This is a genomic window from Kluyvera sp. EC_51, assembly GCF_019584505.1.
Taxonomy (GTDB): domain Bacteria; phylum Pseudomonadota; class Gammaproteobacteria; order Enterobacterales; family Enterobacteriaceae; genus Kluyvera; species Kluyvera sichuanensis.
In genome coordinates this window covers 1-12,764 of record NZ_VDAG01000013.1, presented here as the reverse complement: position 1 = coordinate 12,764, position 12,764 = coordinate 1, and the positions used below count along the sequence as shown (strand labels likewise).

Below are 12,764 nucleotides of genomic sequence, written 5' to 3'. Positions count from 1 at the left end.
TACGCACTGAAACTATATAGAAAGAAAACCCGATTGAGTTAAGGGGCATAGCGGTAAAGAAATAAACGGTGCACTACCGCACAGTCTGTATCGATTATTAAATTAAATTCACTAATCAAGCAGGTTATGGCGAATAAAATTTAAGCGGGTTCTTTTCCAGTTATTTCGTTGCTATTCTCATTTCATCGAAAACAGCCACAAAAATCAGGGGATTTGACATGACCAACAACAATCTGATTGCTGACTATCTATTGGCTGCGCAACAAGGCGAACTGACGAAATTAAAATCCTGCCTGCATCAGGGCGTCGATATTAATGCCTGTAATCGTCAGGGGCAAACCGCCATTACGCTGGCGAGTCTGAATAAAAAATATGATTGCGTGGTGGCTTTGCTGGATGCCGGTGCGGATATTAATAAACAAGACCAGACCTGTTTAAACCCTTTTTTAATTAGCTGTCTGAATAATGATTTAACGCTGCTGCGTTTACTGTTACCGGCCCGCCCGGATTTAAATCGCTTAACCCGTTTTGGCGGTGTGGGGCTGACGCCCGCCTGCGAAAAAGGGCACCTTGAAATCGTCAAAGAGCTATTGCATCGCACCCACATCAACGTCAACCACACCAACTTTGTTGGCTGGACACCGCTGCTGGAGGCCATCGTGCTCAACGACGGCGGTGAAACTCAGCAGACGATTGTCGGCCTGCTGCTGGAACACGGCGCCAGCCCGCACATGACCGACAAATACGGCAAAACCCCGCTGGAACTGGCGCGGGAGAAGGGTTACGAAGAAATTGCCCAGCTGCTGATAGCCGCCGGAGCGTAACAGAGGAGACGCGCTATCGACACCCCAATACGGCGGTGTGTGCAAGCGCTAACTGCGGACGAGCACTTTCTTTCGGAGCGTGGCTCTGGTCGGGTCGAACAGGTCTTTTCCCGGGCGGTAAACCTTTATCTCCCGGCGCAGCAGCGGTTGCTGACGCTGTTGTGCGACGCGTACGACAACGCCCCGAACAGCTGTAGGTTAGCACTCACTCACTTTGATGGTTTGTTCCGGCCCGGTGAGACGGTTCAGTTTCACCCAACAGGGATAACGGTTGGCGAGGATAAATGGCTGGACACCGTTTCTTGCCAGCGCTGGCAGCCAACGATACCGCAGCTTAACGCCGAACGATTCCGGCAGATTCCCTGGCTGCGGTGGCACGACGAGATTCATCAACAATTACAGGATAACCAGACGCTGTTTCTGTGGCGCGGGGATAACCCGTTTTATCAGGCTATCTCCGAGGCATTACAGCAGCGGCGAAAAACATTATTTCATGCGCTATTGCAGGGCCGGGAAATAACCTCGGCGGTGGCCAATATAGTGGGGCTAGGTATTGGCCTGACGCCGTCGGCGGATGATTATTTAGTGGGGTTAAGCACCGTTTTATTTATCGACGGTCACCCGGCAAATAAATATCGTGATGCATTTTATTCCGCGCTCACGGTGGCGCGTGACAATACCACCTTATTAAGCGCTATTACGCTGGAAGCGGCTTTTTCCCAGCGCTATCGCGAAACGATTTTTGAGTTTATTAACGGCATGGTTAATGAACCGCAACATATTTCTACCCAGACTATCGCCAGTATTAAAAATATTGGCTCCAGTTCCGGCTGCGACATGCTTTATGGCATGGCGGATGCCTGTGCGCTGAGCCAAGCCTATGGAGGGAGTTATGTCAGTCAAAATAGTGATTAAGAAGAATACGTATTTTGATTCGGTCTCGCTGATGTCGATTTCCACGCGTGCCAACAAGCTCGACGGCGTTGAGCAGGCGTTTGTGGCCATGGCCACCGAGATGAACAAGGGCGTGCTGAAAAATCTCGGGCTGTTAACCACCGAGCTGGATGAAGCGAAAAACGGCGACCTGATGATCGTCATCAACGGCAAAGACGGCGCGGACAACGAGCAGACACTGGCGGCCATTGAAGAGTTGTTCACTAAAAAAGCGGAAAGCGGCTCGCACGAAGCGCGCTACGCCACGCTTGCCAGCGCCAAAAAACACGTGGCGGACAGCAACCTGGCGGTGATTTCGGTCAACGGTCTGTTTGCCGCCCGCGAAGCGCGTCAGGCGCTGCAAAACGACCTCAACGTGATGCTGTTCTCCGACAACGTCACTATTGAAGACGAACTGGCGCTAAAACAGCTGGCGCACGAAAAAGGGCTGTTGATGATGGGGCCGGACTGCGGCACCGCGATCATCAACGGCGCGGCGCTGTGCTTTGGCAACGCGGTGCGTCGCGGCAATATCGGTATTGTTGGCGCGTCCGGTACCGGCAGCCAGGAGCTGAGCGTTCGCATTCATGACTTTGGCGGCGGTATTTCGCAGCTTATCGGTACCGGCGGGCGTGACCTCAGCGAGAAGATTGGCGGGCTGATGATGCTTGATGCCATCGGCATGCTGGAAAACGATCCGCAAACCGAGATTATCGCGCTGGTCTCCAAGCCGCCGGCTCCGGCCGTGGCGCGCAAAGTGCTGGAACGTGCTCGCGCCTGCCGCAAACCGGTGGTGGTCTGCTTCCTCGGCCGCGCTGAGCCACCGGCTGACGAGCAGGGCTTACAGTTCGCTCGCGGCACCAAAGAGGCGGCGCTGAAAGCGGTGCTGCTGAGCGGCGTGAAGCAAGAATCGTTAGACCTGCATCCGCTGAACGATGCGCTGATTGCTGACGTGCGCTCACGCCTGACCCCACAGCAAAAGTACATTCGCGGTCTGTTCTGCGGCGGCACGCTGTGCGACGAAACCATGTTCGCGGTGATGGAAAAACACGGCGACGTCTACAGCAACATTCAGCCTGACCCGGCCTTCCGCCTGGCAGATATCAACCGCAGCGTGAAGCACACCTTCCTCGACTTCGGCGATGACGACTTCACCAACGGCAAGCCGCACCCGATGATTGACCCGACCAACCGCATCAGCCGCCTGATTCAGGAAGCGCGCGATCCGCAGGTGGGCGTGATCGTGATGGATTTCGTGCTGGGCTTTGGATCGCATGAAGATCCAGTCGGTTCAACGATCGAGGCGATCAAGGAGGCGAAAGCGATCGCCGCCGCCGATGGCCGAGAGCTGGTGATCCTTGCCTACGTGCTGGGCACCGATCTTGACACGCCGTCGCTGGAAAAACAGCGCCAGATGCTGACCGACGCGGGCGTTGTCCTCGCCAGTAGCAGTACCAATACCGGTTTGCTGGCGCGTGAATTTATCTGCAAAGGGGAGGAAGCCTGATGAGCCAGTCACTGTTTACCCAACCGCTGAACGTCATTAACGTCGGCATCGCCATGTTCAGCGATGACCTGAAAAAGCAGCACGTTGCCGTCACCCAGCTCGACTGGACGCCGCCGGGGCAGGGCAATATGCAGGTGGTGAAGGCGCTGGACAGCATCGCCGATTCCCCACTGGCGGAGAAAATCGCCGCCGCCAACCAGCAGGCGCTGGAGCGCATTATTCAGTCTCACCCGGTGCTGATTGGCTTTGACCAGGCCATCAACGTGGTGCCGGGCATGACGCCGAAAACTATCCTCCACGCGGGCCCGCCGGTCACCTGGGAGAAAATGTGTGGTGCGATGAAAGGTGCGGTGACCGGGGCGCTGGTGTTTGAAGGGCTGGCGAAGGATATCGATGAAGCGGCGGTGCTCGCGGCTTCCGGCGAAATCACCTTCTCGCCGTGCCACGAGCACGACTGCGTCGGTTCGATGGCAGGCGTGACCTCAGCGTCGATGTTTATGCACATCGTCGAGAATAAAACCTACGGCAACATCGCTTATACCAACATGAGCGAGCAGATGGCGAAGATCCTGCGCATGGGGGCCAACGACCAGAGCGTGATCGACCGTCTGAACTGGATGCGCGACGTGCAGGGCCCGATGCTGCGTGATGCAATGAAGGTAATCGGCGAAATCGACCTGCGCTTAATGCTGGCACAGGCGCTGCACATGGGCGACGAATGCCACAACCGCAACAACGCGGGCACCACGCTGCTGATTCAGGCGCTGACGCCGGGGATTATTCAAGCCGGTTACTCGGTTGAGCAGCAGCGCGAAGTGTTTGAGTTCGTCGCCAGCAGCGACTACTTCTCCGGCCCGACGTGGATGGCGATGTGTAAAGCGGCGATGGACGCCGCGCACGGCATTGAATACAGCACCGTGGTCACCACCATGGCGCGTAACGGCGTTGAGTTCGGCCTGCGGGTCAGCGGCCTGCCGGGGCAGTGGTTCACCGGCCCGGCGCAGCAGGTTATCGGCCCAATGTTCGCGGGATACAAACCGGAAGACTCAGGTCTGGATATCGGCGACAGTGCGATCACCGAAACCTACGGCATCGGCGGCTTTGCGATGGCCACGGCCCCGGCGATTGTGGCGCTGGTGGGCGGCACGGTGGAAGAGGCTATCGACTTCTCTCGCCAGATGCGTGAAATCACCCTCGGTGAGAACCCGAACGTCACCATTCCGCTGCTCGGCTTTATGGGTGTGCCAACGGCTATCGACATCACCCGCGTCGGCAGCAGCGGCATTCTGCCGGTGATCAACACCGCCATTGCCCATAAAGATGCGGGCATCGGCATGATTGGCGCCGGGATCGTTCACCCACCGTTCGCCTGCTTCGAAAAAGCGATTCTGAGCTGGTGCGAACGTTACTGCGCCTAACGTTGTAGCCCGGGCGAGGCGTTCACGCCGACCCCGGGTTTCTCCCGGCGGCGCTTCGCTTGGCCGGGCTACAACGGCCACCCCAACAACAATAATCACATCACCTTCTGCACTGGAACCTACACGATGAAAGAACTTGTGGTCGTTGCCATTGGCGGCAACAGCATAATCAAAGACAACGCCAGCCAGTCGATTGAACATCAGGCAGAGGCGGTGAAAGCGGTCGCGGACACGGTGCTGGAGATGCTGGCATCGGATTACAACATCGTACTGACCCACGGCAACGGCCCGCAGGTGGGGCTGGATCTGCGTCGTGCGGAGATTGCCCATGAGCGCGAAGGGCTGCCGCTGACCCCGCTTGCCAACTGTGTAGCCGACACCCAGGGCGGTATCGGCTACCTTATTCAGCAGGCGCTGAATAATCGGCTGGCGAAACGCGGTGAGCAAAAAGCGGTGACGGTGGTAACCCAGGTGGAGGTCGACAAAAACGACCCCGGCTTCGCCAACCCGACCAAACCCATTGGCGCGTTCTTCAGCGCCGAGCAGCGTGACGAACTGTTAAAAGCTAACCCGACCTGGCGCTTCGTCGAAGATGCCGGGCGCGGCTACCGTCGCGTTGTCGCCTCCCCGGAGCCGAAACGCATCGTTGAATCTGAAGCCATTCAGGCGCTGGCGCAAAAAGGTTTCCTGGTTATTGGTGCGGGCGGCGGCGGCATTCCGGTGGTGCTGGGGGAAGAGGGCGATTACCACAGCGTTGACGCGGTGATCGACAAAGATCTTTCCACCGCGTTGCTGGCACGCGAGATTGCCGCCGATATTCTGGTGATCACCACCGGCGTGGAGAAAGTCTGCATCCACTTTGGCAAACCGGAACAGCAGGAGCTAGGGCTGGTGGATATCGCCACCATGACTCGCTACCTGCACGAAGGCCACTTCCCGGCGGGTAGCATGCTGCCGAAGATTGTCGCCAGCCTGCAATTTTTACAACACGGCGGTAAACGGGTGATTATCACCACGCCGGAATGTCTGCCTGCCGCCCTGCGCGGCGAAACGGGCACCCATATCGTCCATTGATAAGGAACGACGATGAAAGAGAATAACAGTCGCCGTGAGTTTTTAAGCAACAGCGGCAAAATGGTCACCGCCGCCGCGCTGTTTGGTGCAACTGCGCCAATGGCCTATGCGGCGACTTCCGGCGCTGCCGTCTGCGAAACGAAGGGAACCATGAACATTACCGACCGCCATTACTATCTGGATAACGTGCTGCTTGAAACGGGCTTTGAGTACGAGGGCGCGGTCGTCGTGCATACCCGCACCGCGCAACAGACCGTGGAAATTCAGAACGGCAAAATCGTGGCCCTGCGCGACAACAAAAGCCACCCGGACGCCACGCTGCCGCATTATGACGCGGGTGGCATGTTGATGTTGCCGACCACCCGCGACATGCATATCCACCTTGATAAAACCTTCTACGGTGGCCCGTGGCGCTCGCTCAACCGCCCGGCGGGCACCACGATTCAGGACATGATCAAGCTGGAGCAAAAGCTGCTGCCTGAACTCCAGCCGTACACGCAGGAGCGCGCTGAAAAGCTGATTGACCTGCTGCAATCAAAAGGCACTACCATCGCCCGCAGCCACTGCAATATCGAGCCGGTTTCCGGGCTGAAAAACCTCGAAAACCTGCAGGCGGTGCTGGCGCGGCGCAAAGCCGGCTTCGACTGCGAAATCGTCGCCTTCCCGCAGCACGGTCTGCTGTTATCGAAATCGGAACCGCTGATGCGCGAAGCGATGCAGGCTGGGGCGCACTACGTCGGCGGGCTGGATCCGACCAACGTCGACGGTGCGATGGAGAAGTCCCTCGACACCATGTTCCAGATTGCCATCGACTATCACAAAGGGGTGGATATTCACCTGCATGAAACCAGCCCGGCGGGCGTAGCGGCGGTGAAATATATGGTGGAAACCGTAGAGAAAACGCCGGAGCTGAAGGGCAAGCTGACCATCAGCCACGCCTTCGCGCTGGCGACCATGAACGAAGGGCAGGTGGATGAGATTGCCACCCGCATGGCCGCGCAGCAGATCTCCATCGCTTCAACGGTACCTATTGGCACGCTGCATATGCCGCTGAAACAGCTGCGCGACAAAGGTGTGACGCTGATGACCGGCACCGACAGCGTGATTGACCACTGGTCGCCGTACGGCCTTGGCGATATGTTCGAAAAAGCCAACCTCTACGCCCAGCTCTATATCCGCCCGAACGAGCAGAACCTCTCCCGCTCGCTGTTCCTCGCTACCGGCGACGTGCTGCCGCTGAACAACAAAGGCGAGCGCGTGTGGCCGAAGGCGCAGGATGACGCCAGCTTTGTGCTGGTGGACGCCTCGTGCTCGGCGGAAGCCGTGGCGCGGATCTCTCCGCGTAGTGCCACATTCCATAAAGGACTACTGGTGTGGGGAAGCGTGGCGTAACCCTTTAGGCTGGATAAGGCAAGCTTATCCAGCCTGCGTGACTAAAATGCCAGAAAAGCCGTATTTACGATGGAGGCAACCACGATACCAACGATGATACCGGCTAAAATTTCAACTAGGTTGTGACCCATGCGTTCGCGTAATATTTTTTTCCCGGGGCGATCGGCAAACAACTTGTTGATAGCTTCCGCATGTTTTCCCACCTGCCGACGGAGACTGCTAGCGTCAAGCATAACGATAAAAGCGAGTGTGAGCGCAACACCAAAAGCAGGGTTTCCGATACCTTCCTTCAGGGCAATAAGCATTGCCACACTGCTGACAATCGCACTGTGGTTACTAGGTAGTCCACCGTAACCGATAAGAGAAAAAGCCGGTTTTCCCGCTTTTAGGCTGTTGATAATAAACTTGGAGATACCCGCAACAAGCCAAGCCAGAAATGGAGTCAATAAATAAGATAAGTCCATAATTACCCCTGTCCCGGCCACAATGACCAAATACAAGCACTAACCCACAATATTACTGTAAGTAACAATGGCCAGTCCGCGAATAGCGCATCAGTGGGCGATTCACCGCCATCAAGAGCCTCTACAACAAACCAATAACGAAACAACCCAAAAAGTACCAATGGAATGGTGATGACTAGCTCTGGTCTGGCAGACATAACAAACATGCTGTAGAACAACAAGGCCCCGGTTGCGGACATTTCAGCATAGCGATCCACCAACGTGACGGTATACTTTTCAAGCGTTTTTCGCCCCTCACTGCCGCTTTGTTTTAATTCTTGCTGGCGTTTCACTGATGCTAAATATAAAGCTAAGCATAGGGTTGTGATAAACATCCATGATGAGACCGGTGCCCCTACTGCTATGGCCCCTGCATAGACGCGTAAAACGAAACCAATCGCAATAACGAATATGTCGATCACTGGCATATATTTAAGTTTAAAAGTATAGGCCAGGTTCAAAACCGAATAGGCGATGATGACCAGCATAACTTTTGGTACGATGAACCAACTTAGCACAAGTACAGTATAAAGAACCGCAAGTAGTGTAAGGGCAGAAGGTATAGAAACGATCCCTGCTGCCAGAGGGCGAGTCTTTGATTTCCTTGGATGCCGGCGGTCATTCTCAATATCGTGTATATCGTTGATGATGTAGACAGCTGATGAAGCTACACAGAACAAAAACATAGCAAACATAGCGCGACTCACTGCTTCGAGGTCCATAAACTCCCCGGAGAACATCAGCGGAGCTAGAACAAAGCCGTTCTTAACCCACTGTTTTGGCCGCATCAGCTTGCACAACCCCCAACTTTGTGATAGATATTTTATAAGGGTTTCGTTATTATTTCTTCTTTGTGATCTCATTAAAATTTTGTCTCATCTAAAATGGCAATCAATCCTACGATTCTCACACTAATTACAAGCACGGAAAACCCCGGTGACCAAATTTTTATCATTGTTCCCCATCCAGGGCTTCGTGATAGTAATAGCCATATACAAAAAATATCAACCTATACTTCCATAATCATGGCAATGGCAATGATTATCCTAGGCTTTAAATATATCAACTGGAGTTCCATGTGGAGTTTTTAAGCGTTATATTTCTTTTCATTAGTGCGACGTTTAGTGCGTTGGCAAGTGTGGTTATAAAATATCAGGATAGGATCTATATCCTAAATAATTTAGGTGATGGTATTATTTCTAAAACACCTGCATTATTTTTTTATGGCATTGGGTTTGTCTTTTATTCTATGGCATTAAAACATTCTCTTGTTTCAAAAGCATATCCTTTAATGGTAGCGTTTGCAGTGCTTCAGTTATTGTTTTTTGGGTTTTTATTTGGTGAGCAAGTTACTGTTAAATTAATTATTGGAAGCGTTGTTATATTACTTGGGATTATTGTGATAAATGTTTAGATTAAGAATGAGTTTAAGAAGAACATCAGCAATGGTTTGGTTGATTATTATTGCTGGGTTGTTTTTTTATTTAAAGGGACGAGACTTTCCTATAACAGGTGATGGTCGTGAATATATTCTCATGTCCCAAAGTCTGATGAGTCACGGTTCACCAGAATTAAGAGTTGAAGATGTTAACAATGTGATTTCAAGCTTCAAGATTAAAAATGATAAATTTTATGATCCAGATTTTAATTGTTTAAGTAATTCAGATTGTCTTAGTGAAGAATCTTTATCTTTCTTTAAATCAACTAAGAATGATTATTATTCGTGGCATTTTTTTGGCTACTCCTTGCTGAATTTGCCTTCATATGTCTTTTTTAATTATATAAAATCAAATCCAACTGTATCATTTGCATTTACAAACATAGTCATTTTTTTACTGGCAATGTATTTTTTGATTTTTAAGTTAAATGAGAGGTTAATATATAAAATCATAATTTTTTCTGGGATAATGACCACGGCCACTATTAATTATTTTAAATGGAACCATCCGGAATCAGTTACTTTAAGTTTAATTGTTATATCCCTTGTTTTTTTGAAAAGTGGAAAATATAAAAAATCTGCGATTGTTCTAGCTATTTGTTCGATGCAAAATCCACCAATAGCTTTTACTTCATTGGCCGTATATCTATTTGGGTTATTAACAAAAGCCAGAAAAGAAAAGGATTCCATGGCAAAGTCTCTTATATGTTCGGTATATCGAGATATTCCATTTGCAACTATTTGTGCTTTGTTAATATTATTTCCGTCAATATTTTATTTTTATAATTTTGGTACTCCTAATCTGATATTAGAAAAAGGCAGTGCTGATTATGGATTAATTTCTTTGGAAAGAGTCTTTGGTTTTTATTTTGACCTCAACCAAGGAATGCTTTTACTTATTCCTGCTTTTTTTATAATTTCCCCATTTTTTATAATATGTCTTTTACAAAGAAATAAAAATATAAAAAGAGTTTCCTTATTTATATTTTTGATTTTTCTCAGCGTTATTTCCGCAGTCCCGAGTACGCAGACTACAAATTGGAATCCAGGAACCTTTGGAGTACTAAGGTATGCATACTGGAACTCTATTTTCATCATATTTGCAATTGCAGAGCTAATTCTTTCATTTAATTGCAAGTGGTTTTCAAAAGTGCTGTCTGTATTTTTGGTGATTTCTCAGATAGTTCTTTCATTTATGCAGGTTAATGATTTGTGGTATGCAAAGTATTTTCTTACGTTGTCGCCGGTAAGCAGTTTCGTGCTGATGAATTTCCCTGATTTATATAATCCAAACCCAGAAATAGTTTTAGAAAGAACCTTGCATAGGGAGGGGGATACAACAACATTTTTTAAAAATGGCAAGAGTCTCCTATTCATAAGGAATGGAATGATAGTCAAGCAAATAGGGAATGCCCCTATCAAAAATAATGGATGTAAACCAATATTATTAAATGTGATTGAGAACGTCAAATATTGGAAATTTAATGAGCAGTGTAAACTATTTGATAATAATATAAGCACTATAATTACATATCCATAGATTTGTTCCTTGAAACATGACATAACATTAGAAATGTCGCTACATACAAAAGAGGTGGCTCATATTTATATGGGCCACCTTGCTAGATTTATTGCTGTGCGCAAATAGTTGGAAAGAGCGTGGGGTTTAAATACTCCACTAGATAAGTCGGAATGCGGAAATAGCAATTACGACCAGCCTGAAAGCCAGTAGGTTGGGTACAGTGATCGGGGGGTAGGGAGTAACTGAGAAATGCAACTGGATGGAAGAGTTGAGTTATGGTGTATGCGTTCAACACGACCAGAAATCTACTGGACCCCGAAAGCAAAAACCCAGCCATAGGCTGGGTTCTTTAAATAGTGGTGCCCGGACTCGGAATCGAACCAAGGACACGGGGATTTTCAATCCCTTTAAAAGAGCCCAAACGATCCATCAGCACTAACAGTTTTATACTGGTTTACCTTGAGAAAAATGTTTAAGTTTGGTTCTTCATGACTTAAGTATTGCTTAAATACGGCGTTTCGAAGCTACCAGAATCCTACCATTATGAGCCTATACCCATAGAAGAGAAATTATCTCCCGTTCTCGCGATTCAATGACTAAAAATCAGACGGTGCAGGCTTTTAGATACTGATATTATATCTTTTGGGTAAAGTATTAATCTCTGTTGAGATAGGCTCTTAGCCCTAAAATAGCCGAGCAGCAAACGCCAAAACAATAATACTGACATTACCATTAACTGTCGCGATGGTTCTGAGTCGATCGTCTTTAAGTGTTTTACCATCAAATGTTGCGATGGTGCGGAGTCGATCGTCTTTCAAGGTCTTCCCATCAAATGTTGTGTATTAGTCACGACTTGATCTGACACATGGCCTTGAAAGGTTGATAGTTACCGGTTTTGATATGGGTGTCGAATCCTTATACAAAACACGAGGTAACTCTCATGCTTCATACTACCAATCCCGTTATCAAACACAAAACAGGTTTGCTCAATCTGGCTGAAGAACTCAGCAATGTGTCAAAAGCCTGCAAAATCATGGGTGTCTCGCGTGATACATTTTATCGTTATCGCGAGTTGGCTGATGAAGGTGGCGTAGATGCGCTGATTAACCGCAGCCGACGTGCCCCCAATCTCAAAAATCGTACCGATGACGTAACTGAACAGGCTGTTGTTGATTATGCCATCGAATTCCCTGCGCATGGTCAGCACCGGACCAGTAATGAGCTGCGTAAGCAAGGCGTTTTTATCTCAGGAAGCGGCGTCCGTTCTGTCTGGCTGCGTCACGGCCTTGAGAACTTCAAAAAGCGGCTGAAGGCACTGGAAGAAAAAGTGGCCCGTGACGGTATCGAACTGACCGAAGCTCAAATAGTCGCACTGGAGCGTAAAGCCAGTGATGACGAGGCCTGTGGCGAAATTAACACCGCTCATCCCGGCTATTTGGGGTCACAAGACACGTTCTATGTGGGTAATCTGAAAGGTGTAGGGCGTATTTACCAGCAGACGTTCGTTGATACCTACTCGAAGGTTGCTCATTGCAAGCTGTATGTCACCAAAACGCCGATTACTGCGGCTGATCTGCTGAATGATCGTGTGCTGCCGTTTTATGAGTCTCAGGGGCTGCCGATGCTGAGAATACTGACGGACAGAGGGACGGAGTTCTGTGGCAAAGTGGAACAACATGATTATCAGCCTTATCTGGCGATAAATGACATCGACCATACGAAAACCAAAGCGATGTCGCCCCAGACCAATGGCATCTGCGAGCGGTTCCATAAAACGATACTGAACGAGTTTTATCAGGTCACGTTCCGTAAAAAGCTGTATGGCGATCTCGACACATTGCAGTCTGATCTTGATGAATGGCTGGCTTATTATAATAATGAGCGAACCCATCAGGGAAAAATGTGTTGTGGGCGGACGCCAATGGAAACGTTACTTGATGGAAAGCGCATCTGGGCTGAGAAGAATTTAGGCCAGATGTAACCTGACAGATACCTGTATAAATAACCGGTAACTGTCAGATCAGGTCTGAGCTAATACACCCTGCCGGGACGCTCGGCGATCAGCCAGTCCACATCCACCTCGGCCAGCTCCTCGCGCTGTGGCGCTCCTTGGTAGCCGGCATCGGCTGAGACAAATTGCTCCTCTCCATGAA

General features: G+C 50.1%; 11 protein-coding genes and 1 pseudogene. 9 read left to right on the top strand and 3 right to left on the bottom strand.

From position 1 onward, the window contains the following. The first annotated feature begins 218 nt into the window (after positions 1-218). The 6 genes from FHC49_RS04650 to FHC49_RS04625 all read left to right on the top strand — a co-directional run bounded on the left by FHC49_RS04650 (position 219) and on the right by FHC49_RS04625 (position 7,148). Positions 219-824: an ankyrin repeat domain-containing protein gene (locus tag FHC49_RS04650; protein WP_035891897.1), complete on the top strand. Its 606-nt coding sequence runs from the start codon at positions 219-221 to the stop codon at positions 822-824. A gap of 39 nt (positions 825-863) precedes the next feature. Further along, positions 864-1,739: a DUF2877 domain-containing protein gene (locus tag FHC49_RS04645; RefSeq protein WP_220438953.1), complete on the top strand. Its 876-nt coding sequence runs from the start codon at positions 864-866 to the stop codon at positions 1,737-1,739. Further along, the gene (fdrA, locus tag FHC49_RS04640) at positions 1,717-3,264 is read left to right on the top strand and encodes an acyl-CoA synthetase FdrA (protein ID WP_220438952.1); all 1,548 of its coding nucleotides are present in this window, start codon (positions 1,717-1,719) and stop codon (positions 3,262-3,264) included. The genes FHC49_RS04645 and fdrA overlap by 23 nt, the downstream gene beginning before the upstream one ends. After that, positions 3,264-4,682, top strand: coding sequence for a DUF1116 domain-containing protein (locus FHC49_RS04635; protein ID WP_220438951.1), 1,419 nt, complete (start codon positions 3,264-3,266; stop codon positions 4,680-4,682). Before fdrA ends, FHC49_RS04635 begins: the two co-directional genes overlap by 1 nt. A 126-nt stretch (positions 4,683-4,808) precedes the next feature. Continuing rightward, positions 4,809-5,756 (top strand): carbamate kinase family protein, encoded by a 948-nt coding sequence (locus tag FHC49_RS04630; protein ID WP_220438950.1) that lies wholly within the window; start codon positions 4,809-4,811, stop codon positions 5,754-5,756. A gap of 12 nt (positions 5,757-5,768) precedes the next feature. Next, a complete protein-coding gene (locus FHC49_RS04625) occupies positions 5,769-7,148 on the top strand; it encodes an amidohydrolase family protein (RefSeq protein WP_220438949.1) in 1,380 nt (459 codons plus the stop codon). A 41-nt stretch (positions 7,149-7,189) separates the two neighbouring features. Here FHC49_RS04625 and FHC49_RS04620 read toward each other — a convergent pair whose 3' ends face one another. Continuing rightward, positions 7,190-7,612 carry a divergent PAP2 family protein gene (locus FHC49_RS04620; protein WP_220438948.1) on the bottom strand — a complete coding sequence of 141 codons (423 nt, stop codon included), beginning with the start codon at positions 7,610-7,612 and terminating at the stop codon, positions 7,190-7,192. A gap of 2 nt (positions 7,613-7,614) precedes the next feature. Then, positions 7,615-8,514, bottom strand: a complete 900-nt coding sequence (locus tag FHC49_RS04615; RefSeq protein WP_220438947.1) for a decaprenyl-phosphate phosphoribosyltransferase — start codon at positions 8,512-8,514, stop codon at positions 7,615-7,617. 215 nt (positions 8,515-8,729) lie between these two features. Between FHC49_RS04615 and FHC49_RS04610 the strand changes: the two genes are divergently transcribed. The 3 genes from FHC49_RS04610 to FHC49_RS04600 all read left to right on the top strand — a co-directional run bounded on the left by FHC49_RS04610 (position 8,730) and on the right by FHC49_RS04600 (position 12,592). Continuing rightward, entirely contained in the window at positions 8,730-9,065 is a 336-nt protein-coding gene (locus FHC49_RS04610; protein WP_220438945.1) for a hypothetical protein, read from the top strand. A gap of 31 nt (positions 9,066-9,096) precedes the next feature. Then, entirely contained in the window at positions 9,097-10,629 is a 1,533-nt protein-coding gene (locus FHC49_RS04605) for a hypothetical protein (RefSeq protein WP_220438943.1), read from the top strand. Positions 10,630-11,551: 922 nt separating this feature from the next. After that, positions 11,552-12,592, top strand: coding sequence for an IS481 family transposase (locus FHC49_RS04600; RefSeq protein ID WP_181553934.1), 1,041 nt, complete (start codon positions 11,552-11,554; stop codon positions 12,590-12,592). A 56-nt stretch (positions 12,593-12,648) separates the two neighbouring features. Here FHC49_RS04600 and FHC49_RS04595 read toward each other — a convergent pair. Continuing rightward, positions 12,649-12,764 (bottom strand): annotated as a pseudogene (locus tag FHC49_RS04595) (IS5/IS1182 family transposase); the annotation flags it as partial.

Bases quoted from the DNA above. Each gene is read 5' to 3' on its own strand.
- FHC49_RS04650 (WP_035891897.1), top strand. From the start codon at position 219: ATGACCAACAACAATCTGATTGCTGACTATCTATTGGCTGCGCAACAA.
- fdrA (WP_220438952.1), top strand. From the start codon at position 1,717: ATGTCAGTCAAAATAGTGATTAAGAAGAATACGTATTTTGATTCGGTC.
- FHC49_RS04635 (WP_220438951.1), top strand. From the start codon at position 3,264: ATGAGCCAGTCACTGTTTACCCAACCGCTGAACGTCATTAACGTCGGC.
- FHC49_RS04630 (WP_220438950.1), top strand. From the start codon at position 4,809: ATGAAAGAACTTGTGGTCGTTGCCATTGGCGGCAACAGCATAATCAAA.
- FHC49_RS04625 (WP_220438949.1), top strand. From the start codon at position 5,769: ATGAAAGAGAATAACAGTCGCCGTGAGTTTTTAAGCAACAGCGGCAAA.
- FHC49_RS04620 (WP_220438948.1), bottom strand. From the start codon at position 7,612: ATGGACTTATCTTATTTATTGACTCCATTTCTGGCTTGGCTTGTTGCG.
- FHC49_RS04615 (WP_220438947.1), bottom strand. From the start codon at position 8,514: ATGAGATCACAAAGAAGAAATAATAACGAAACCCTTATAAAATATCTA.
- FHC49_RS04605 (WP_220438943.1), top strand. From the start codon at position 9,097: ATGGTTTGGTTGATTATTATTGCTGGGTTGTTTTTTTATTTAAAGGGA.
- FHC49_RS04600 (WP_181553934.1), top strand. From the start codon at position 11,552: ATGCTTCATACTACCAATCCCGTTATCAAACACAAAACAGGTTTGCTC.